The following is a 23620-nucleotide window of genomic DNA, read 5'->3' on the forward strand; positions in this document are numbered from 1 at the left end:
TCTTGATATCGTAAATGTATATCTAACACTTGTGAAAAATTAAAAAAATAGATTAACAGTAGTTAACTATTGATATACTGCATTATTTTTAGGACAAACAGCATTCAACCCCATATGAACGTCATAAAAACCTAGATTTAATGCAATAATCTAATTTAATTGTTTATCATACGTTTAACTTCTATTTAGCTAATGTTTAAAAATATTCTGTTAAACAATGGCTACAAATTCTAAACAAACGTTATTCGATAGACAGGTAAATTTATTCGAAAATCTACCTTTATCAATGTCTTTAAAACTAAACAAACCACTAATTCATCATAGCATTTTTTGGATTTGCTATTATGTATTGAATGGTTTACGTTGGGGAAGTTATTACGATGACTATCCATATTCTTTTCAATCCAACTTAATTGGTTTTGCGATACACATTCCATTATCGTATTACCATGCCTATTATCTACTACCAAAGTACATCCCAACTAAAAAGTATGTAGGCTATCTACTACATTTGGGTGCGTCTCTAACAGCCATGATGTACTTAAAGGTATTTCTTACCCAACAATTCCTATTACCTGTATGGCCCGAAGCGGGTGCACAAGCAGAAATTCTTAGTGTAAATCATGTTGTAGCTATTATCACTGGAGAATTATATGTACTAGGAATTACCACTTCCATTGCTTTAACAAGAAATTGGATCGCCAACCAAAGAAAAACCAGAGAGCTCGAAAAACAGAATATGATGACGGAGTTGAGTCTTTTAAAAAGTCAGATTCAACCCCACTTTCTCTTTAATACATTAAATAATATCTATTCTCTTACTTTAGACAAAAGTGATGAGGCGCCAGATGCGGTAATGAAGCTTAGCGAATTGATGAGTTACATGCTCTATCAAAAAGAAACCCGCGTAAATCTTGATGATGAACTCTATCATATGAAAAATTATCTTGATTTAGAGAAGCTGAGATTTGGAAAACGTTTAGATATTTCCTTTAATATCGAAGGTGATGCTACAAAAGTCCGTGTTCCTCAATTATTGTTTTTACCATTTATTGAGAACACTTTCAAACATGGGGTAAAGAATAAGCTCAATCAAATCAAGATTGACTTAAATTTGATCATATCAGATGATTTTATCACATTTGAAGTAGAGAATCCAAGTATCGATCAAATACAACTACCTTTTGTACTTTCAGAAAGTTCTAATGAAACTATTAAAAAAGGTGGATTTGGTCTATCCAATGCCAAAAGAAGATTAGGGTTACTTTATGATGATAGATATACTCTTCAAATTCTAGATGGTGATGATAAATTTAACGTAACGCTTAAAATTCCAAGAGATGAGTAAGATAAAATGTATGATTGTAGACGATGAACCTTTAGCAATTAAGGTAATTGAAAATTATCTGCAACGTCTTGATGAATTTGAAATTATTGCCACTTGCGAAAGTGCTATTGATGCGTTTAACGTCTTACAGAATAATAGCGTTGATCTTATCTTTTTAGATATCAACATGCCGATGCTTACGGGAATCGATTTTGTAAAATCTTTAGAGAAAAAACCAGAAATTATCTTAACTACTGCTTACCGTGAGTATGCTTTGGAAGGTTTCGAAATTTCTGCACTTGACTATTTATTAAAACCTATCTCTTTCCAACGATTCTTAAAAGCAGCCAATAAAGCTTCTCAGTTAATCAATACTAAAGCAGCGGCTGAAAATGCACATAAAGGCACACCGGAGGTCACTTCTTCCGCTCCACCTGAACCAACAAGGATTACACCAAAAACATCTGATGAACCTCCTTTCATTTTCCTTAAAGTAGAAAAGAAAATGGTCAAGATTCTTTTAGACGACATCTTATATATGGAAAGTCTAAAGGATTATCTAAGAGTGTACACCAAAGAAAAAGAGTTGGTAGTTCATTATACCCTCACCAAAATTCTAGAAACCCTGCCCGATAACGATTTTATTAGAATACACCGTTCTTACGCGATCTCACTTAATAAAGTAAATGCTATTGAGGGAAATCAAGTAGAATTAAAAAACGGAAAAATGCTTCCTATTGGTCGTTTGTATCAACAAGTAGTGAAGGATACGATTTATAGTAAGGGGATTATGCCGGGAAACTAGGGGCAAAGTTAACGCTCGTTTTTTAATTAAAAATGAAAAGTTAAAAATGAAAAACGTAGTTAGTTACAATAATGTGTACGAAAAAACGCTCGTTTTTTTTAAGTAATAACTAATAGGGAATAACTTAGAATCCCAGTTAAAATGTTTGGTGTATCGAAAGCCCAGGAATTCATTCCTTTGGATGTTTAGACGGTAAGAGGGAATAAGTAAAGCTGGGGCAAATGTTAAGCGCTAGCGACATTTATGTCTAAAAAACGTTAGAGGTCTCCCGACCTCTTTTTTTATGAAGTAAATTTAAACCAAATGATTTCAGGAAAGAAAGTACAGATATAAGTGCCTCATAAAGCTCTTTTCATGTTTTTTTTGAATAGATCATCTGATATTAAAGATAAAAAGTGCAATTAAAGGCGCTCTCAGGGGGGGTAAAAACTCATGAATTAAATTAATATCACGATAAAAAAACGAGCGGCAGAACAACTAACCACGTTTTTCATTTTTCACTTTTAATTTTTCATTTCCCACCCCTATTCCGAGTCAGAAGTCGTCACCTTCACAGAATCCTGTTTCGCCTTACGCGCCTGAATCTCTTTATATCTCGCTTTATTTTTCTCTCTTAATTCTTTGAGTTTACGCTCACGTTCTTTTCTTGCTTCTTCTTTAGCAATTAAATCTCCGCTATAAACGTATTTCTCTAGGTAGCCACGTTTCACTTCTCCGTTCACGTACTTTTCCATCATTAGAGAGGCGATTGGAGCAGCCCATGTACCACCAAAACCAGCATTCTCTACATACACTGCAATGGCGATTTTAGGATTGTGTAACGGAGCAAATCCCATAAAAATTGAATGGTCTTCTCCGTGAGGGTTTTGTGCTGTACCTGTTTTACCACAGATCACAATATCGTTACTAAATGCTCTTCTTGCTGTACCTATTCTAGGCACATCCGCCATAGCTCTAGCAATATGATCTACATATTCTGGTTTAACATTTACCGTATGTTTCTCCTTATATTGTTCCAATGGACCTTCACCTCCAACATCTTTAATAATATGTGGAGTATAATAATGTCCTCTATTCGCTATAATTGCACCTAAGTTGGCCAACTGAATTGGCATTGATAATACTTCCCCCTGACCAATACTGATGGAATGAATCGTACTGATTTTCCATCCTCCACCTTTGTAAATTCTATCGTAAAGTTTTGAACTTGGCACTAGACCACCTTTTTCATAAGGCATGTCAACGCCTAATTTGACACCTAGACCGTAGCCTTTTACTTCGTCTCTCCATTCATCCAAAGTCTCTCTTAAACGGTCAGATGTCTGGTATCTTTTCCCTTCATCATCCATTAACCTTCGGATTTCTTGATAATACCATGGGTTACATGAGTTGACAATTGATCCGCGAACATTTAATGGACTTGCATGGTCGTGACACCCTACTAATCGTTTGTTACAAGAAAAATATGTAGTGGTGGTATCTACTACTCCTCTCTGAAGGCCAATCATGGCCATTACCGTCTTAAAGGTAGATCCAGGAGGATACCTTGATTGCATGGATCTATTAAATAAAGGCTTGTTTTTATCTCTTGAAAGGCTGCTGTAGTTTTTAGAAACTCGTTTACCCTCTCCTGTTAATTCATTTGGATCATAAGAAGGTGCTGAGATCATGGCTAAAATCTCTCCTGTGCTAGGATCTATAGCTACAATTGCTCCTTTTTTGTTCACCATCAAATCCTCTCCATATTTCTGTAAATCAAGATCTATGGATGAAGTTAATGTCGCACCTACTCTTGGAATAGTATCTAATTTACCATCAGCATATGGACCTTTTACTACCCCTTTTACGTTTTTCATCACGTAGCTTACTCCACGTTGCCCTCTTAATTGCTTTTCGTAAAATTTCTCTATACCAGATATGCCTATAAGGTCACCACTTTGATAATACTTAGTGGTATCTTTTTCTAAATAGGATCTTGATACTTCTTTTACATAGCCTAAAGCATTGGCTAAACTTTTATGAGGATAGGAACGAATCGTTCTTGCTTGAATGGAAATTCCTTTAAAACGGATGATTTTATCTTGGATCCTAGCGTAATCTATTTGACTGATCTGCTTCTTTAAAACAGAAGGTTTAAACCAAGAATATCCTCTAGCTTTTTTGATGTTGAATCGCAATTCTTCAATGGTATAATCCAACATACCTGCAAGTATTGCTGAATCTTCTTCGGCCAGTTTAAAATATTTTGGCGTAACCATAATATCAAAAACGGCAGCATTCGACGCTAAAAGTTGACCATTCCTATCGTAAATCATACCACGAAGAGGGTATTCTACTTGACGGTCTACGATGTTCGCTTCAGACATGGTTTTATACTCACTACTTAATACCTGAATATTAAGTAGTACAATACCATATAAGATGAATAGCATGGTAAAACCAAAAATAAGATGCCAGCGTCTTGTCTCCATTTAATCTCCTGAGAATTAATCTTCTAGTGCGTTCGTAAGGAAAGTACTCTTTAATGCCAACCAAATTAGGAAAAAAATCAATCCATATATCAAATAAATATGATAATAATCTTTGGTGTCTTTAAATCTTGTCTCTTTTATTTCCGCTTTCTCGTACTTATCAATTTGATCGAAGATCTTAGCTAAGGCTTTATTATTTGTTGCTCTAAAGTATTTTCCTTTACCAATTCTTGCAATGTCTCTCAAGGCCGTTTCATCCAAATGTTGTTCGATATACTTAGGTACACCAAACATATCAGTTCCGTAAGGTACTCTACCTTCTTTACCGACACCAATTGTATATACTTTTACTCCATAACCGTATGCCAATTCAGCGGCGGTTTTTGGGTCGATACTTCCTGCGGTATTTTCACCATCGGATAATAGAATTGCTACTTTTGATTTTGCTGTCGACTCTCTCATTCGGTTAATGGCTACACCCAATGCTAATCCTATTGCCGTACCATTCTTCTTGATCATGTTGAAGTCAATATCCGTTACCAGATCTTTTAGAAGGGTATAATCGGTCGTCAAAGGTGCATAAGAAATGGCTTCGCCTGAAAAGATGACCAAACCAATTCTATCTTGCACCCTGCCATCGATGAATTTAGTGGCTACTTTTTTGGCTGCCTCCATACGGTTAGGAACAAAGTCTTCGATTTTCATCGAATGGGAAATATCAAGAATTAACATGATATCGATACCCTCCGACCACTGTTCCACCTGTTCGTTTGTTTTCTGAGGTCTTGCTAAAGCGATAATCATTAACGCCATTCCAAGACTTAAAAATAATGGAGGTAAAAATCTTAGGAAGGTACTCCAGTCTGCTTGAAGCCTTCCTTCTGGAAGGGCTACATCTAATTTCTGACGTACTCTATAACGCAACAACCATCTCAATAGAAATAACAATGGAATCGCTAAAATGAAATAGAGATAATCAAAATTTTCCCAATCAAAATTGGCTAGTGTTGATGGTTTAAACCAATGTAATGACAATATATCTTCGTACATAATTACTGCTTGTAGTAATTTTACTCTTTATCTTCGGTTGTTTTTTCTTGAACGACTACGTTCATTTCAATTTCAAAAGGCTTTACAGGATCGTTGACCATCGCATGTGCGTAACCTTTTGTGGCAATTTCATCCAAGTACTTCATGACAGGTTTAGCTTCCTCGCCTCCTTGTCCAGAATAGATCACTCTATCTAATACTTTAAGGTGTTTTTCTAACTCCTCAGAATGTAATGCTTTACCTGTCTCTTTGGAAGTCAAAGGTTGAATATCAATTTTTATGGCTTTTGACAAATAAGCTTTCCAAACGGCAACAGCGTCTTCTGTCAATTTACTATCCATATCCTGTTGCAAGTACTTATCAAATGATAATTTAAATGCATCGTATTGTTTCTGTACCTTTTTCTTTCTCCATCCTTCTTTGATGCGTTTACCAAAGATCAATAAGAATAAAAGAGCAAGCACAACAATACTTCCTAGAATAATTAATAGTAAAGGCGTGTTGAATTGAGTCTCCAGATCAAGGAAGTTGACATCCGCAATAATTTTCGTAGAGTCTGATACCACTGGAATCATTTCTCTAAGGAAGATGCCATCAAGAGTTGCAAAAACGGAATCTGTAGTTCCCTCAGCTCTTTTCATTACAGGTAATCCCAATTCATAGACCGAATCGATTTCGTAAGTAGCCAATGAGTACACTACACAATCGACACTTACATTACTTAATGTTCTTGTATTGAAGTTTTGTTTGCTCAATAATTCGAATGGAGCAAAATTATAAGTAGAGTCTGGAAATAAGACCTCTTCTTCTGGAGGATGTTCGTACCTTAATGAGTACTTTATTTCCTCTCCAAGCATAATACTATCCCCGAAAAATCTACCGTAAGGTAAATTTTGATCCTCAGACTGTGCATTCACCACAATAGACTGAGTCAAGAATAATGTAAAAAATAAGCTTAAGTATTTTCTCATCACGATTTGATGCTCGTTTGATTCGTTTATTTTCTTCCGCTGTTTCTAACTTTAAATAACTGAACAAGTTTAGGTACATAATCCTCTTGTGCATTTATAAAAGTATAGTTTCCACCGTTCCTTCTGACTAGGTCACTTAGCTCCAACCTGTTTTGAGCATAAAATTTATCCAAATTGTTTCTAAACTCTCTAGATGAAGTATTTACCCAAATTGTTTTCCCTGCTTCTTTATCATAAAGTGGGGCGATACCAATTCTTGGGAAGGTAGTTTCACGATCATCACCCACATGTATTACTACAAGGTCGTGCTTTCTACACAATGCTTTTAGGTGACGTTCGTAGTTTTCATCCACAAAATCGGAAATTACAATAATGATACTTTTCCTTTTGATCATGGATAACGTTTGACCCAACGCCCTATTGATATTTGTTTTAGGCGATTTAGGCTTCAGACGAAATAACTCGCCTATCAATTGATACGCATGTTTGTTCCCTTTATTCGGTTTCACATAGCGTTCTTTATCATCAGAAAAACACAATAGGCCCACTGAACTTGCCTCTTTTAAGGCAGACATCGCCAATACACTTGCTATTTCTTTTGATATATCTATTTTTTTCCTGTTCGGTTTACCAATGTCCTGAGATGCACTCACATCGACTACAAAGAAAACGTTTTGTTCTTTTTCTTCTTTGAATGTTTTTACGAAAGTACCATGCCCTTTTGCACTCACATTCCAGTCGATATGTCTAATATCGTCCCCATACTGATAAAGGCGTACATCATCGAACTCCAAACCGGACCCTTTGAATACAGAATGAAAATCCCCTTGCATGTGCGAGTTGATCGCCTTGCGAATACGGATTTCGTACTTCCTTAACTTTTTCAGTAATTCTTTCATTCATTAAAATTTAGACTTTCCCAGTTACCAAATTTACTTCAACCTGATCTTTGTGTACAACTTAGAGGCTCATTTAACACTATTTAACCACATTTTTACATACTACTAACATTATATGATTCTTAGTTATGTTGTCATTCGATATTTTTGCCATATGAAAAGAATATTGAAAGTACTCGCATTAGGTTTAATACTCGTGAGCTGTGCACCTAAAGAAAAGGCGCAAGCACCTGCAGACCTTTTATCTAAAGATGTTATGGTCAAAGTATTAATCGATCTTTATAAAGCTGAAGCTACAGTTTCAACACAGCATCTTCCAAAAGATGAGGCGATGAATGCTTACGTTGCTTTACAAGATGATATCTACACCAATAATAATGTTGATTCTGCAGTATTCAACAAAAGCTACAACTTCTATTTAAACCATAGAGTTGATGAGGCTGCTGAAATTCAGAAAACAGTGGTAGAAACGCTTAAGCAAGAGAAAGAAGCATTATCATTAGGTGCTGATAAAGACGCAAAAGCAATTGCTCCTTAATTTTTGCTATCAAAAAATATATTAAAGAGGTTATTTCATTACAAAAATGGAATAGCCTCTTTTTTATAAATAAATTTTCACAATAATAATTATCAACTCCAACATCATCCCCTTAAATTTGTTGTTTGAATATCAGTCTTATTCATTTTAAGACCACGCTTTTGGAATTTATAATCGCATGATCAAAACATTATTAGTTACACCTCCGCTTACTCAGTTAAATACGCCTTATCCGGCGACGGCTTATCTTAAGGGCTTTTTGAGAGAGCAAAACATCGATGCTCATCAAATTGATCTTGGGTTGGAGCTGGTATTAAAGATATTTAGTGCCAATGGTTTAACTCAAATTTTTGATCAAGCAGAAGAGGTTATTCAAGAGACAAGTGATAACGTTCAAAGAATCTTTATGCTTCAGGACGATTACCTTGAAACCATTGAGCCTGTTATTCAATTTCTCCAAAATAAAGACAATACGTTAGCACACAGTATTTGTCAGGATGATTTTCTACCTCGTGCCTCTCGATTTAATAATGTCGACAATGTAGAGTGGACTTTCGGTTCCATGGGTATAAATGATAAAGCCCGCTACCTAAGTACGCTATACCTTGAAGATCTTGGCGATTTTATTATTGAAACCATCACCGAAGATTTCGGTTTTTCCCGCTATGCTGAAAGAGTTGCGATGTCTGCGACTAGCTTTACTCCTATTGAAGAAGCAATAGAAGGCGAACCTCACCTTTTAGATCAGTGGTTAATCGAAATTTTTGAAGAAAAGCTACAATTATTCGACCCAGAGTTTGTTGCCTTTACTGTTCCTTTCCCTGGAAACCTGTATGGTGCATTAAAATGCGGGCAGTACATCAAAAACAACTACCCAAACATTAAAGTAGCGATGGGTGGAGGTTACCCGAATACTGAGCTAAGAACATTAAGAGATCCTCGTGTTTTCAATTATGTTGATTTTATCACTTTAGATGATGGCGAAGGGCCTTTATTTAACCTTCTGAAATTCATTAAAGGAGAGAAAAACGAAGTGCAACTTCAGCGTACCTTCAAACTATCTGATGTTGGAGAGGTAAAATATATCGACCAAAAAATACAGGATGTCATTACTCATGCAGAAGTGGGCACTCCTGACTATAGCGATTTACCATTGGATCAATACTTATCTGTTATTGATGTGGCCAACCCTATGCATCGTCTTTGGAACGATGGCCGATGGAACAAACTAACTGTAGCCCATGGCTGCTATTGGAAAAAATGTACTTTCTGCGATATATCACTTGATTATATTGGTCGCTATGACCCTGCCCCAGCAGCTTTAATTGTGGATCGTATCGAAATGATCATCAAAGAGACTGGGCAAACTGGATTTCATTTTGTAGATGAAGCTGCACCTCCACTAGCCTTGAGAGATATTGCCATTGAGTTGATCCGAAGAGGAACCAAAATCACATGGTGGGGGAATATCCGCTTTGAAAAAACCTTTACTCCAGATTTATGTAAACTTCTAGCAGCATCAGGTTGTGTTGCTGTATCTGGAGGAATTGAAGTCGCTTCCGACCGTCTATTGAAACTGATGAAGAAAGGGGTAACTATCAAACAAGCGGCTCAAGTGACCAAGGCATTTAGTGATGCGAATATTATGGTACATGCATACCTCATGTATGGATTCCCGACTCAGAATACACAAGAAACTATCGACTCATTAGAAGTAGTGAGACAGATGTTTGCTAAAAAGTGTCTTCATTCTGGATTTTGGCATCAGTTTGCCATGACTGCTCATGCCCCAGTAGGTCTAAACCCAGAAGAATATAAAGTAGAAAAGGAAGAATTTGAATTCGAAGGATTTGCTTGGAACGATTTACCTCACAAAGATCCAACAGGAGCAAAACACGATCGATTCAGTCAAGGGCTCAAAACTTCTATCTTTAATTTTATGCATGGATTAGAATTGGACTTACCTGTACAGAATTGGTTCGACTTCTCTGTATCCTCTACTACTCTTGCTCCTGATCTAATAGAAGAAGCTTTAACTGAAACTATAAAAGCTGATATTGAACTGCCTAAATACGCCTTATTATGGCTGGGTAAAAGTCCAATGGTAGAAATTGATGAAGACGAAGGTTGGGGAGAATTAATCTTTATCAATAAGAAAGAAGATATGGTGATTGAAACTTCTGATGTATTGGCTGAATTCATTGCTCAGCAAATTGAGGAATTCAGTATATATCAAGAAGGAGAGTTTTCTACTATCCAAAAAGTAGGTGATACATTTGAAGAAGAAACGGGGTTTGATCGAGAAGAACTCTTTGAAAGCGATGCTTGGAAACAATTAAGAGAAAAAGGATTACTTTTAATTCGCCTTTAACACCCCTTTAAAATATCAATACCACTCTAAAAAGTGACTAAATTAGTAGTGCATAATGTTGGTTCAGAAAATGTTAATACGTTAACTTCTATTAGGTAAAATAGGGTAACGTAATGTAAGGTTTTGAAGTATATATATTTGTAATTAGAAACAACATAAACCTTTAAAAATCAACATCATGAAAAATAAGATCATTGCTATCGCTTTATTAATTGCAGGTATTACAATAACAGCAAATGCAGATAATCCTCAAAAAAATATTCGTAAAAGTTATAAGACAACAACAATAGCTCAACAAGATACAAAGTTAGCTGTTATGCATGAAGAAGATGTGACTGCTAAGAAGCGTAAAGGAGCATATCACGTTCAAAATCAAGCAGGTGTTAATACATTAGGCGAAGCTCAAGAAGTTAATCCGGGTAAAACAATCCGTCAGACGGAGACAGCTAAATATCCATACATGAAGTGGAACAAATAATTAAGTTTAGTGTATAAATATATAGTATACCAATAACAATTATTTCCGTTATTAGGTATAAAAACAAACCCAACTGAGGTGCATTCGGTTGGGTTGTTTTTTTATGTAAGTTTTTATCAATTAATCAACTTTTCTGATTTCTGCTCCTTCAGTAGCTGTTAAGCCTGCAACAGAGGCTCCTCCTTTATATTCTAGAATAGCTGAACCCGATAAAGTACCATTGATCTCTTCAGTTGCAGTTAACTGGATTTTTGTACTTCCGATGGAGTTAATTTCTGCTACTCTACTTGTCATATCAAATGCATTTACTCGAGTAGAACCAGAAGTTAATAGTGCAAAGAAGTTAGTGGTTCCATTAAAATTAAACGTACCACTTCCTGATGTATTCGTACTTAACGAACGAGCATCAAATCCATTTAAATTCATTGTCGTGCTTCCGGAAGCTTCTAATGTAATATCACCTACTATTGCATTCATACCGTCTACCTCAATAATCGAAGAACCTGAAGCTGTTATTGCAAAATCTCCATTAGAAGAATGTGGTCCACTGATCGTTACTGGTGTACTTCCTGAAGTTATAAAAGCATCGATTTCTGGAGTAACGATTTTTACTTTTAAAGTGTAATCTCTTATCGTTGTTCTCAAACTAATGTTCCAAGTAGAATCGGATACAGCTGTATTTAAAGCATTAAGTACATTTTGTTCTGCATCTACAGTTACAGATTGTTCAGTACCGTATTCAATAAGAATTTCAGTAGCTACAGAGTTATTTACTTTCTTAAAAGTGCTTATTGATAATTCTTTCGAAATGATAGGTCCCTCTCCTTTTTCTTTTTTACAGGCAAAAGAGAAAATTACAAGCATAACAAATAAGCTTGTTTTTAGAAAACAAGTTTTCATATAAGGTTAATAAATTAGATTATTTAAAGCACAAATATACAACAACTATATTGAGTATCACATTTGTAACTCATATGGATTTAAGATATAACCTGCTTCTCCGGTTATTAATTCATATTGCACCTTTCTTTGTCCTCCAGTAGGGTTCGCATTCGAATCAGATTCTTTATAAACAGGGTATGTTCTGATAATATTCTTCTTAGTAAATTCTATTTCATCATGTCCCATATATCCATTCGACAGATCATCATTATCAGAAATTGGAGGAACATAAATACTTCCATAACTATTATCCCTCATTGAGGCAATACCAATAATCTTTGCATAAGCACCCGAACCAGCTGAACGTTGGGTGATATACACTTCTTCAAACCCATCGTTATTTAAATCCATCACATTAAACTGCTCGATGGGATCTGTATCATTTACAGAAATTACTTCCATTGAATTTGGAAAATTAATTCCTTGAATCGAAATGTTACTCACACTGTGACTAAGTTTTTCTTCCGTAAGTGTGAATACCATACCGGATGTGGTTTCAATGTTATGGCTTATAGTTTTAGGAAAAATACCTTCTGAAAAGTTATCAACACTTTCATGTTTCTTGGTATCTTTTTTTGTAGAACAACTTATTGTAATTAAGCATATTAAAGGGAATATCAACAATCGTTTCATAAACAGTTTTTCTTGTGAATAAGTCTTGGTACATGAAATTTAAACATTATTTTTTTGAATGTTTATTAAAATTTAAATTTTTAAATAAAAAATAAGTTACCAACACAGCATGTGAATAACTTTTTGATTTCGACAAGAAAAATAAGTTAGGAATTAGGAGTGAGGAGGTAGGAGTTGCGGATTTTACGCTCGTTTATTTAAGTAATAAGGAATAAATAATAGGTAATAAGTAAGAGGTAAGAGGGAATTTTCAATTTTTGAGATAGTATTATCAAATGTGTGTTCAATATTTCTGAGGCGGTGTAACCCCTCAGAACAAAATACATCGAAATAATTCTAGCATGATTTAGATGGCTTAATAAAAACTTATTGCAATGATCTTCCAAAACGAGGTGGTGAAACCCCTCGGAAAACTATCGGGCTTCCTTACAACTATCTACATCCAATCTCCAACAAGACAGTAATCCCTCACTTCGCTTAATAACTCCAAAATTTCAAACAAAAAATAAGGCTGCTACTTCCTAAGAAACAGCAACCTTACAATTAGATTAACTCTTTATATTTTACATGAATAACATCTCTAAGTAGAATAAAGATATCCCTCCTAGGTAACCTAAAGCAGCAATCCAAGCAATATTCTTTAAATACCAAGTAAATGAAATATGTTCCATACCCATTGCTGCTACACCTGCTGCAGATCCGATAATAAGAATACTACCACCGGTACCTGAACAATACGCTAGCATTTCCCAGAATTTACCATCTACTACAAAGTTGGCCATTTCTCCTGTTGCACCTGCTTCAGCAATTGGATACATCCCCATAAATGCTGCCACAATAGGTACGTTATCAACAATTGCTGATAGTACTCCAATTAAAGTATTTTGAAGATAGATATCCGTGAAGTGTTCTTGCATAAAACCAGCCAATACATTTAAATGTCCGGCACTACTTAATGCACCTACTGCTAATAGGATACCCATTAAGAATAAAACAGTTGGCATATCAATCTTTTTCAAGATATGCCCCACATTCAACTTTCTTTTATCATGGGCTGTTTTATTATGCAATTTGAAGTCAGTCATAAACCACATGACACCTAAACCTAACAACATTCCTATAAATGGAGGTAAGTGAGTGTATGACTTAATAACAGGCACAAACAATAACGCTGCAATACCCATTACAAGTACAATAATTCTATCTCTTAATTTAATAAAAGCTGTATTCTCATCTTCATGAATATCGGGAGTATCAATTTCTCCTTTGAGTTTGAATGCTAAAACGATCATTGGAAGAACCATGGCCACCAATGAAGGCATAAAGATCTCCTCAATAATTTTTAATGCTGTAATCTGTCCTCCAATCCATAACATGATAGTGGTAACATCACCAATTGGTGACCAAGCACCGCCTGCATTAGCAGAGATCACTACCATACTTGCAAAATACCACCTCGTCTCATCGTCTTTTATCAGTTTATTAAGAACTGCTACAATTACGATTGTAGTGGTAAGGTTATCTAATGCTGCAGAAAGGAAGAAGGTTAATAGGGACATAATGACCAATAACTTCGATTTTTGAGTCACTTTTATCCTATTGGTAATAATACGGAAACCTTGATATTCATCAATTACTTCTACAATTGTCATGGCTCCCATTAAGAAGAAGACAATAGAGGCAATTTCCGAAAGGTGTTCGGTCAATTCGTGATGAACAATGAAATGAATAATTCCTTCATGTCCAGTTTCGCCACCGCCATCGAGCCATGATTTCCAAGACTCACTAAAACCAAGTTGTAGAATATCATCTGCACCAATAGCATACAATGCCCAAAGGCCGGCTCCCATAATTAACGCAGTTGCTGCTTTGTTGATATGGATATTGTGTTCGAGAACAATTAAGATATACCCGAAAATAAAAACTTCGAGCATCAAATAGTACATCATCAAAAAAATATTTTAGGTCTCAAGCAAGAGTAATAAACAAGATAAATCTGTAGAAATGTAACTTTCATAGATGAAGAAAATATAGGTCTCTTGCTTCAATAGTTCTTGTTGTAAATTTAGCTAAGGTAAAGTTCAAGTACTAATTTTAAAGGGTATTTATTAAGGAATGCAAAGAATCGCCACAATAATACAGTTCAATTCACTTTTATTGCAATTTATATGCTTTTTAAGCCTGTTGAAGCAGTAAAAAACAATAAGGGAAAAGTACTAAAAGATGAAATCAAGATAATTTCAAAAGGATTCTTAACTAATTCGGATAATCGCCTCTTTTTTTGCTTATTAAGGTTTAACAACTACAATAAGGACTTCAGATTATCCTACTTATGTATCAACTAAAAATGAGGAGAATAATTCTATGCTTATTTATTATTCTCACAACTAAAGTAACAGCTCAAACAGAAATCGAAGATGGAAGTTATTCTATAAACTTTGACATCACACCAATTTCTATCCTAGGGAAAACCAACGTCAGTACATTTGATTGTGATTACGTTCCTGACGCCTCATTGACCTCTAATTTTTGCTTAGAAAGAAGTAACGAACATTTTCAAGTAATCAACCACAAAAAAATGAGTTTAGAAATTCTAAAGTTTGATTGTGGTATAAAACTCATGACTAAAGAATTCAGAGAATTACTTGATTATAAACACAATTCATCCATTTATATTCAGTTTACAGGATTAGAACGTGATGTAGTTGAAAAAGAAAAAGCATATGTACATCTAATTCTAACAATTGGTGAATTGAGCAACCCTCAAGAGTTTAAGGCTGAGGTTAAAAAACTATCTGATGGTAAATACGAGTTAAGTGGTCTAGGAGAGTTTTCTATCTTAGATTACAACCTAGAACCCCCTCAAAAAATGATGGGTATGGTAAAAGTGAAGGATAAAATATCCATCGATTTTACCATACATATTTCTAAAGAAGAATTTGCTAACTAAAATCAGTTCAATAAAAAGGCTGTAGCTAAACTAAAATAGATTAAAAGGCCGGTAACATCCACAATAGTTGTGATGGCTGGGCTGGCCACTACCGCTGGGTCTCCTCCAAATTTTCTTACAATAAGTGGTAAACCTGCTCCAATTAAAGTTGAACTCACTACTTGAAGCGCTAATGCCAATGATATTATAAATGCTACATACGTTAGCGTTAAATGTCCTGGTAATACTGCATCGTAGGACAATACAAATACCTTAATACATGCGACCGTAGATAAACAGATGGCTAACAACAAAGATATTCTCATCTCTTTAAAAGTGATAAGCCACCAATCTTTGGATCGAACTTCTCCTAACGAAAGAGCTCGAATAACTACCGTTGATGCCTGAGAACCTGCATTTCCTCCAGTATCAGCTAACATGGGCATATAAAGAGCCAATATCACCATCTTGTCCAATGCCTCTTCAAAGTGATGCAAAATTAGACCGGATATCATGCCCATAATACCTAAAGAAACTAACCAAACCACCCTTTTCTTAAAGTGTTTAAAAACGGATAAGTCCAAATAGCCTTCATCCTCATCAGCTTCTGCACTTGGCTGAATACCCATGAGTCGTTCCATATCTTCGGTTTGCTCTTGCACGATGACATCAATGGCATCATCATGTCGAACAATACCCAATAGCTTTCTTTCAATATTGATAATAGGTAATGCGACCAAATTATATTTCTCAATCATCTTGGCCACATTCTCTCGATCATCGTCTACTTGTGCAGCAACAAAGTCTACATGCACCAAGTCTTCGATTTTATCATCCAACTCCGCTAGGATTAAATCCTTTAAGGTAACAAAGCCTAGAAGCGTTTTTTCATTATCTACTACATACACGTAGTAAATCATTTTTTTACCCGGAGAATCGAGTTTGATCTTATCTACCGCTTGTCTGACAGTCATCCAATTTCGCACCGTTGCAAAATCAGTGGTCATAATACCACCAGCAGAATCGGCCTCATAGCCACTTAATTCCAATACATTACTCCTTACCTGTTTATTCAAATAAGGCAATAATGCGGATTGTTCTCCAACAGATAAATCCTGATAAAAATCGGCCCTTTCGTCCGACCTCATATCCTGAAATATTTTAGAGAAATCTCGCTTATCTAAATGCTGGAAAAAGTAATACTGTTCATCAGCAGGTAATTCACCAAAAATCTGTGCTTTCTCTTTTTTCGAAAATAGAGAAAACACAACCAACTGATGTTCCTCGTCTATCTTTTCTAAGATTTCAACGATTTCAACAGTAGGTAATTTTTCAATCACTTCGCTTAAAGCCTCCCAGTCTTCCTGTTCGATTAAGCTTTTTACAATCTCATATCTTTGATCGCTGTTAGTAACTGTCATTTTTTAACCTTGGTTTAGTTCCATATCAAGATGAGAAAAGGAACTTATGAGAGGGTAGTATCAAATTTTATCATCAAATTATCCTGTTCTAGAATATAAGTGATGAATAATCCCTAAAAGTAAAATATCTATGACGATTTTTGACTAAATTGTATTTTAATAATCACAAAACCCTTAATAATTAAAATGTTTACAGGAATAATTGAAGCTTTAGGCAAGATTACCGATATAACAAAAGACCAAGAGAATACAATTTTTACTGTGGAATCACCGATTTCTCATGAGTTAAAAATTGATCAGAGTTTAGCTCACAATGGGGTTTGTCTTACCGTAACGCACATTGATGGTCAAAAACATCAAGTAGTAGCGATTCATGAAACTCTTCAGAAAACAAATTTAGGCGATTGGCAAGTAGGCGATGTTGTCAACTTAGAGAGAAGTATGCCTTCTCACGGTCGTTTTGATGGTCATATTGTCCAAGGTCACGTCGATCAGATTGGCGAGTGTATCAATGTTCAAGACGAGCAAGGCAGCTGGAGATTTACTTTTGAATACGATCCTTCTACGAAGAACTTCACCGTAGAAAAAGGTTCTATTTGTGTAAATGGTGCTAGTTTAACTGTCGTTGATGATGCTAAAGGACAATTCAGCGTTGCCATTATTCCTTATACTTATGAGAATACTAACTTCCATAAAATCAAAAAAGGAACAAAAATCAATTTAGAATTTGATATATTAGGTAAATATATTCAGAAGTTAAAAACTCTAGATCTGTAATATGAGCAGTTTAAAGTGTCTTATAGTCGATGATGAAGAGGTATCTCGCATGGTAGTGCGTGACTTTGTAAAGCGCTCCGAAGGGTTAGAACTTGCCGGAGAGTTCGACAATGCCGTCTCTGCCTATGAAGCACTTCATACTACTGCTATTGATATCATTTTCCTTGATATTGAGATGCCTCAAATGACGGGTATCGAATTGGTACAATCTTTAGAGAAGTTACCTCAGGTGATATTAATTACGGGTAGACGAGATTTTGGAGCAGAAGCTTTCGAATTCAATCTTACCGACTACTTGATAAAACCAATTACTTACCCTCGTTTTCTTAAAGCGGTTGAAAAAGCCAAGCATTCTATAGAAAACGGCGATCAAAAATTGGTGGAAACAAGTTCTGATAATACCCTGTTTGTGAAAGCAGATAATAAAATCATCAAACTTTCTTTGTGCGACATCTATTTTGTGGAGGCATTATCAGATTATATGTTGATTAATACTTCTGACAAAAAATATATTGTGCACTCCACTATGAAGGCTTTGGAAAAGAAATTCCCAGACAACTTCATCAGAGTACATCGATCATATATTGTCAATTTAGAGAAAGTAGACACTATAGAGGACATGCAAATTGTGATGCCTCAAAAAGAGATTCCAATAGGAAATAGTTATAAAAATAACTTCTTATCGAAGTTAAACTTCTTATAAAAAGAATGCTCCGAGCAATGAAGCCCGGAGCATTTTTTATTTATTTTTCTTTCTTTTTACGCCTTTTTCAATGGCTTCGATCATTGCTCCTGCAATATCTTTATCAGATACACCCTCTATACCTTCAAGACCAGGAGAAGAGTTCACTTCTAGTAATAATGGTCCGTTACTTCCTCGAATAATATCTACACCAGCTACTTTTAAACCTAATGTTTTAGCCGCTTGAATGGCTATTCTTTTTTCTTCGGCAGTAATCTTTATTTTTGAAGCACTACCTCCCATATGGATATTCGCTCTAAATTCTCCTGGAGCAGCAGTTCTCATCATGCTCTCGACTACTTTACCATCTACCACGAAAATTCGAATATCCTTACCATTCGATTCTTTGATAAACTGTTGCACCAAAATATTCGCTTTTAAACTCTTAAAGGCATTGATCAAACTCTCAGCGGCTTTCTTCGTTTCTGCAAGCACAACTCCTTTACCTTGAGTTCCCTCAAGAAGCTTCACAATCAGAGGAGCTCCACCCACCATATCTATTAGATCTTCTGTATCTAAAGGAGAATTGGCAAAACCTGTTGTAGGAATAGGTAGACCATCATTGATCAACATCTGAAGAGAATGTAATTTATCTCTTGACTGAGTAATTGCTGAAGCAGTGTTTAAAGTATACACCCCCATAGCAGCAAAATGTCTAGTTAATGCAGTACCATAAAAGGTGATAGAGGGACGTATACGAGGAATTATAGCATCAAAATCGTTGAGCAATCGACCTCCACGATAATGCATTTCAGGGTTTTTACCATCTAATTTGATATAACAGTCTTTGATGTTCAAAAACTCCATTTCATGACCATGTTGTTGACCAGCTTCAATTATTCTTCGGTTACTATACAAATCTGGGTTACTTGCTAAAAGACCAATTTTTAAACCTGAAGCTTGTTTCTCGTGTGTCTTATAATATTGTTCTATGAGGTTTGGAGATATCTCTCCCAAATTAAATGATATTTCTGGATCAACTAAAAGCTTACCAGACATTGCTTGTCTTCCCAATAACATTCTATACCCCATAGAGTCTCTATTAGTAAGCGTTACCTCGATATCCCATGTAGTTTCTGCAAAAGAAATAACAGATCTTACAACATATCTTTTTTCACTTTTACCACTAGAACTTTTTACGCTTCTTCTATCTACTACTTTAGCTTCACAATATACCGTAGTTTTCCCGTTTGCTTGAAGAGGGTGTACTTCAAAACGTACCCACTGTTCGTTTTCTTTTGTAAAAGGAGTAATATTAACAGCATGAAGAGCAGATGTTTTTGCCCCTGAATCTACTCTGGCTTTAATAGCAGGAATACCTAATTGTGGTAATGCACACCACTCCTCGCTACCAACAACAATTTTATTCATTTTTTATAATTAATAAGGGTGATATCCTAATTGTTTCATCCACTTTATAAATGGATAATTGTTATGTTTATTTTAATCTTTTAATTGAAAATCAAAACGTTATAAATAAAATAAAAGTTACCATTTCTCTAAAAAAACTTTTATTTATGTTTATATAAATTGCAGATTATGGTAATTGTTTTAATAATTAATTTAGGATTGGTTTTCTTTTTTTCTATTAAAGGTATGTTTTATAACGTTCGATTTTTCATCATCAAATAAATAAAAAAAACCTAGAAAAATTTATTTTCCTAGGTTTTTTTTATTGAAACAATAAATTTATCTACATCGCAAACTTACCATAATCTACAGTAAATGTATATATTTCTTCATCTACCTGACCTCTAACATCAACAGCTCTAATTTTTAAATTAAATGTACTGTTAGTGTAACCATAAAGGTCTTCCCCTAATGGGATAGATTTTATCAATAGATTCATATTCGTTACTATAGATCCAATATCTACAGGGTAGGTTGAGTTAGTAAAGTCAGTGATAATCAATTTTTGACCTTGACCTTCAGTTCCCAACTCTACATCTTCAAAATCTATTATCAATGAGTCTAAAGCGACATTTTCGTCTACTTTACCATCCAATTGAATACGAACATTCTCTGTATCTGCATTCAGTTCTTTTGTACTTCCTTCAGGAACGTACTCTTTTACTCCATTAAAAATAAAGTCAGTGACTAGAATTGATGGTGGTAAATCTTCTTTCGCCACCATCGAATATCTAAACAATGATGCTTCAGCCCAAGTTTGTTCCTGATCAATCACCTTTACACTCACTGTTATTGTTTCTCCAGTTTCTGATGTTGTCGGATCAAATCCCCAACTAAAATCAAGTTCACTTAAAGACACTAAATCAACAGAGTTTGCACCATTTAAAGGTAGCTCTACACTATGCAATACTACAGGAGTTGGTGTTTGACCTTCTATTGCTATAGGCGTTTTAATTACTTCTAATTGTACTGAATCCAATCCTCCATCGTCTTGTACAACTAAAGAGTTTAAAGCGTAATCAGATCCTGGATAGATTAATACAATTCTATCTGATGGAATTGGAGATGTAGCCGTGTAAGATTCAAAAATAGGTGCAACATCATCACAGTTAATTGTAATAGGCTTAATATAGGTAGTAACGTTTCCAAAAACATCTTCCAATGTTACTGTTAAATCAATATCCCCATTTGCAATTTCATTAGGGATAAATAATTTACGCTGCACCACTGCATCAATATCTACAGTATCGCCTTGTATTGGAAAAATCTTAGGATATGTATCTGCAAACTGAAGGGTCAATTTTGATAATGAAATATTATCGGTTAGGAATCCTCCTAATATAATTTTTTCTCCTCTACAGAATACCGTATTGTTTTCATTTCCAGGTACAGCCGATGTCACTGTGATATCACCACTTACTTGAGGGGCTAATGTATCAGTGCCTATTTGGAAGAAAGAAGTATCTTCCAAAACGTTTCCTCCTCCATCAACATTTCTTGTCGACAAATAATAAGTTCCAATAGGAACATGTGCAGGTATAAATAAAGCGGTATCAATAGCCAATGCCCTAGCATTTACTGTATAAGTAGAATCATAGGAAAATTGTGCTATAGCAGAATTATCTTTATCTACCTTACCAATAGATACAGTGGCTTCTTCGATAAGAAAGTTATCGGAAAAAGTAACTTGTAACCTGAACGTATCTTTATAGAAAAAAAAGCTTTCTTCATTAATGTCCATAGTTTCAATCTTTGGATCAAAACTATCTTCTAAAGCAATACATGAAGTGAAAGCAGCATAAAGAATAAAGTATAAAGCAATGTTCTGTAGTTTCATTCTAGTAATTTGGTGAGTCAGTTGTAGTGCAATTTAATAAACGTTAATATAATTTGATAATTATCCCTAGAAAAATTAGTTAATGATGTGATTTACAGTTGAATTATATGCAATCGGTTTCTTTTAGGTAACAGTGATACAATTTTTTAAGTTATTTTTGTTTTTTTGTCTTAAAGAACGTTTAATATTGACCAAATAGCATTAAAAACTATAAATAACTTCATTTTACAGGATATTATGATGACTTTTGTAAGGTCATCAAGAAGAAATTGATGTTAGTTAATGCCTCAAGGTTAATTAACGATACATCTAAAGTTTTACTATGTTAAGCAGCATAGAAGTCAGATGAATAGATTGAAGAGAGAGCTTGGAGAACGCTAGGTATTTTGTATCTAGCGTTCTTTTTTTATGCTCTAAAAAATAACACTATGTACATTAATCATTTGATTAAATAGATATTAAACATAAAAAAAGGTACTCCAAATGGAGTACCTTTCTTGTTGTTAATGATAAAGATTAGAAACTAATAGCTGCCTCTAACATGAAGCCATTAAATTTACCATCTTCATATATTGCGTTTGTTGATCCACCGATCGCACCTTCTGGAGCAGCTCTGTGTGTATCAGCATAAACATCATATCCGCTGTAAGTGTGGTGAACGTAACCTGCTTTCATCATCACATTTCTAGTCATGAACCAACCTGCAGCTACTTCAAGTCTATTTTGACGTAAGTTTGCGTTTTCAACTGACCAGAATTCGCCTACACCATCACCGTTTGCATCGAAGTACTCTCCACCTTCGTTTCTGTTAGTACCCCAAGCTGTGTTGTATTTACCACCAACATAGAATTGCTCAGTGTTACCAAATCTGTAGATCAATTCAGCATTGATTTGGTTCCAGTTTCTTGACTCGATATCACCGTTTTCGTTGAATTCGTTTTTACCTGAACCGTTTGATACTTCATAAGTACCGAAGAATTCTAAACCTTTGAACTTCACGAATGGGTTGATCATGAATGAAGTGATTTGACCATTGAATCCTGGATCAACACGACCGTTCTTATAAGAAGCTGTAGTTGAGTGACCTGGTACGTCCATTACAGAGTAGAATCTTGAACCAGCTCTATCACCAGCATACAAGTTAGCATTTGCTAAGTTTGAGTTATGGTATACTGAACCTGTTAAACGAGCTCTCAAATCTTCGTTAACTTGTTTGTCAAAACCAAATTTACCATATACTGACCAGTTACCAGTTGATGTAACGTTTTGGTTTAATTTACCATTCGATACACCTGCCATACCGATCCATCCGTCTTTCTGAGCGTAAACTTCCATCGCCATTTCAGTAGCGAATGGGTCCATGATTGTGTTACCGAAGAATGCGTTACCCATTGAGTATGCGTTGTTTGTTCTTCTGAAGTGTTGGTCACCATAGTTGATTTCCATCTGACCTACTTTCACAGTGATGATATCCATGATATCGTCAGCCATTTGGCTATTAAGGTTCAAGAAGTTCAAGTTATCAATTTGTAAGTAACCACCCATTACCCATGCATCGTTGTGGTGACGTGATGATAAGTAAGTTTGTAAGTGAACTCTAACACCATCCGCTAATTGAGCGTCAATGTTTAAGTTCGCTGTAGGTAAGTTGAAACCTGGGTGAATTTTAGCCAATTCTACTACACCACTGTTTGAGTGAGATAAACCTTGCATCTGAAGAGCGAAGTCTGCACCTACTCTAACTTTCATTCCATCAAAACCTACAGTATCTGATTTTGTAGTTTCAAATACGCCAATGCCTCTTTGGTCATTGTAACGCATATACTGCATATCTCTATCAAAAACCCCACTATTTTTTTGAGCGTAAGAAGTACCTATTGCCATGAAAAAAAGCATAGCAAATACTGACAATACTTTGTATTGGTTGTTCATAATTAGCAAATAATTTAATTAGATTAGTTATCTCCTGAGTTAGATTAACTCAGGATTTATTTAGTTTGGACTGGATATTCCAATATC

Annotated in this window: 19 protein-coding genes; 8 read left to right on the top strand and 11 right to left on the bottom strand. The window is 35.1% G+C overall.

Annotated features, from left to right (window positions below; all coding sequences use genetic code 11):
• The first annotated feature begins 217 nt into the window (after positions 1 to 217).
• Positions 218 to 1348 carry a sensor histidine kinase gene (locus MY04_RS14915; RefSeq protein ID WP_084005906.1) on the top strand — a complete coding sequence of 377 codons (1131 nt, stop codon included), beginning with the start codon at positions 218 to 220 and terminating at the stop codon, positions 1346 to 1348.
• Entirely contained in the window at positions 1341 to 2132 is a 792-nt protein-coding gene (locus MY04_RS14920) for a LytR/AlgR family response regulator transcription factor (protein ID WP_066210826.1), read from the top strand. Before MY04_RS14915 ends, MY04_RS14920 begins: the two co-directional genes overlap by 8 nt.
• A gap of 524 nt (positions 2133 to 2656) precedes the next feature.
• Here the strand turns inward: MY04_RS14920 and mrdA are convergent.
• The 4 genes from mrdA to MY04_RS14940 are packed head-to-tail and all read right to left on the bottom strand — an operon-like array spanning position 2657 to position 7523.
• Entirely contained in the window at positions 2657 to 4603 is a 1947-nt protein-coding gene (gene mrdA / locus MY04_RS14925) for a penicillin-binding protein 2 (RefSeq protein ID WP_066210828.1), read from the bottom strand.
• 15 nt (positions 4604 to 4618) lie between these two features.
• Positions 4619 to 5653: a vWA domain-containing protein gene (locus MY04_RS14930; protein WP_066210830.1), complete on the bottom strand. Its 1035-nt coding sequence runs from the start codon at positions 5651 to 5653 to the stop codon at positions 4619 to 4621.
• 20 nt (positions 5654 to 5673) lie between these two features.
• Positions 5674 to 6624, bottom strand: coding sequence for a hypothetical protein (locus MY04_RS14935; RefSeq protein WP_066210832.1), 951 nt, complete (start codon positions 6622 to 6624; stop codon positions 5674 to 5676).
• Positions 6625 to 6650: 26 nt separating this feature from the next.
• On the bottom strand, positions 6651 to 7523 hold the full coding sequence (locus tag MY04_RS14940) for a DUF58 domain-containing protein (protein WP_066210834.1): 873 nt from the start codon (positions 7521 to 7523) through the stop codon (positions 6651 to 6653).
• A 154-nt stretch (positions 7524 to 7677) separates the two neighbouring features.
• Between MY04_RS14940 and MY04_RS14945 the strand changes: the two genes are divergently transcribed.
• From MY04_RS14945 to MY04_RS14955, 3 genes are all read left to right on the top strand, one after another.
• Positions 7678 to 8061, top strand: coding sequence for a DUF4296 domain-containing protein (locus tag MY04_RS14945; RefSeq protein WP_158297718.1), 384 nt, complete (start codon positions 7678 to 7680; stop codon positions 8059 to 8061).
• 178 nt (positions 8062 to 8239) lie between these two features.
• A complete protein-coding gene (locus tag MY04_RS14950) occupies positions 8240 to 10432 on the top strand; it encodes a B12-binding domain-containing radical SAM protein (protein WP_066210838.1) in 2193 nt (730 codons plus the stop codon).
• A 178-nt stretch (positions 10433 to 10610) separates the two neighbouring features.
• Positions 10611 to 10910, top strand: coding sequence for a hypothetical protein (locus MY04_RS14955; RefSeq protein WP_066210840.1), 300 nt, complete (start codon positions 10611 to 10613; stop codon positions 10908 to 10910).
• Between the two features lie 120 nt (positions 10911 to 11030).
• On the opposite strand, the gene MY04_RS14960 is transcribed toward MY04_RS14955, so the two are convergent.
• The 3 genes from MY04_RS14960 to nhaD form a co-directional block, all read right to left on the bottom strand.
• Positions 11031 to 11774, bottom strand: coding sequence for a GIN domain-containing protein (locus MY04_RS14960; RefSeq protein ID WP_066210841.1), 744 nt, complete (start codon positions 11772 to 11774; stop codon positions 11031 to 11033).
• A gap of 93 nt (positions 11775 to 11867) precedes the next feature.
• Entirely contained in the window at positions 11868 to 12335 is a 468-nt protein-coding gene (locus tag MY04_RS14965) for a hypothetical protein (RefSeq protein WP_158297719.1), read from the bottom strand.
• A 713-nt stretch (positions 12336 to 13048) separates the two neighbouring features.
• Positions 13049 to 14434: a sodium:proton antiporter NhaD gene (gene nhaD / locus MY04_RS14970; RefSeq protein ID WP_336234575.1), complete on the bottom strand. Its 1386-nt coding sequence runs from the start codon at positions 14432 to 14434 to the stop codon at positions 13049 to 13051.
• A 398-nt stretch (positions 14435 to 14832) separates the two neighbouring features.
• Here nhaD and MY04_RS14975 point away from each other — a divergent pair, with 398 nt between their 5' ends.
• Positions 14833 to 15435 (top strand): YceI family protein, encoded by a 603-nt coding sequence (locus tag MY04_RS14975; protein WP_066210844.1) that lies wholly within the window; start codon positions 14833 to 14835, stop codon positions 15433 to 15435.
• 2 nt (positions 15436 to 15437) lie between these two features.
• On the opposite strand, the gene mgtE is transcribed toward MY04_RS14975, so the two are convergent.
• Positions 15438 to 16835 (bottom strand): magnesium transporter, encoded by a 1398-nt coding sequence (gene mgtE, locus MY04_RS14980; protein ID WP_066210846.1) that lies wholly within the window; start codon positions 16833 to 16835, stop codon positions 15438 to 15440.
• A gap of 186 nt (positions 16836 to 17021) precedes the next feature.
• On the opposite strand from mgtE, the gene MY04_RS14985 reads away from it, so the two are divergent.
• Both MY04_RS14985 and MY04_RS14990 read left to right on the top strand, forming a co-directional pair.
• Positions 17022 to 17612 carry a riboflavin synthase gene (locus tag MY04_RS14985; protein ID WP_066210848.1) on the top strand — a complete coding sequence of 197 codons (591 nt, stop codon included), beginning with the start codon at positions 17022 to 17024 and terminating at the stop codon, positions 17610 to 17612.
• Position 17613: 1 nt separating this feature from the next.
• The gene (locus tag MY04_RS14990; protein WP_066210849.1) at positions 17614 to 18315 is read left to right on the top strand and encodes a LytR/AlgR family response regulator transcription factor; all 702 of its coding nucleotides are present in this window, start codon (positions 17614 to 17616) and stop codon (positions 18313 to 18315) included.
• Positions 18316 to 18351: 36 nt separating this feature from the next.
• On the opposite strand, the gene rimK is transcribed toward MY04_RS14990, so the two are convergent.
• From rimK to MY04_RS15005, 3 genes are all read right to left on the bottom strand, one after another.
• Positions 18352 to 19725: a 30S ribosomal protein S6--L-glutamate ligase gene (gene rimK, locus MY04_RS14995; RefSeq protein WP_066210851.1), complete on the bottom strand. Its 1374-nt coding sequence runs from the start codon at positions 19723 to 19725 to the stop codon at positions 18352 to 18354.
• 322 nt (positions 19726 to 20047) lie between these two features.
• Positions 20048 to 21601 carry a hypothetical protein gene (locus MY04_RS15000; protein WP_066210852.1) on the bottom strand — a complete coding sequence of 518 codons (1554 nt, stop codon included), beginning with the start codon at positions 21599 to 21601 and terminating at the stop codon, positions 20048 to 20050.
• A 516-nt stretch (positions 21602 to 22117) separates the two neighbouring features.
• Complete coding sequence (locus tag MY04_RS15005) at positions 22118 to 23533, bottom strand: hypothetical protein (RefSeq protein WP_066210854.1); 1416 nt, start codon at positions 23531 to 23533, stop codon at positions 22118 to 22120.
• Between the last annotated feature and the right edge of the window lie 87 nt (positions 23534 to 23620).

Origin of the sequence: Flammeovirga sp. MY04 (assembly GCF_001682195.2) — a bacterium.
Classification (GTDB): Bacteria; Bacteroidota; Bacteroidia; order Cytophagales; family Flammeovirgaceae; genus Flammeovirga; species Flammeovirga yaeyamensis.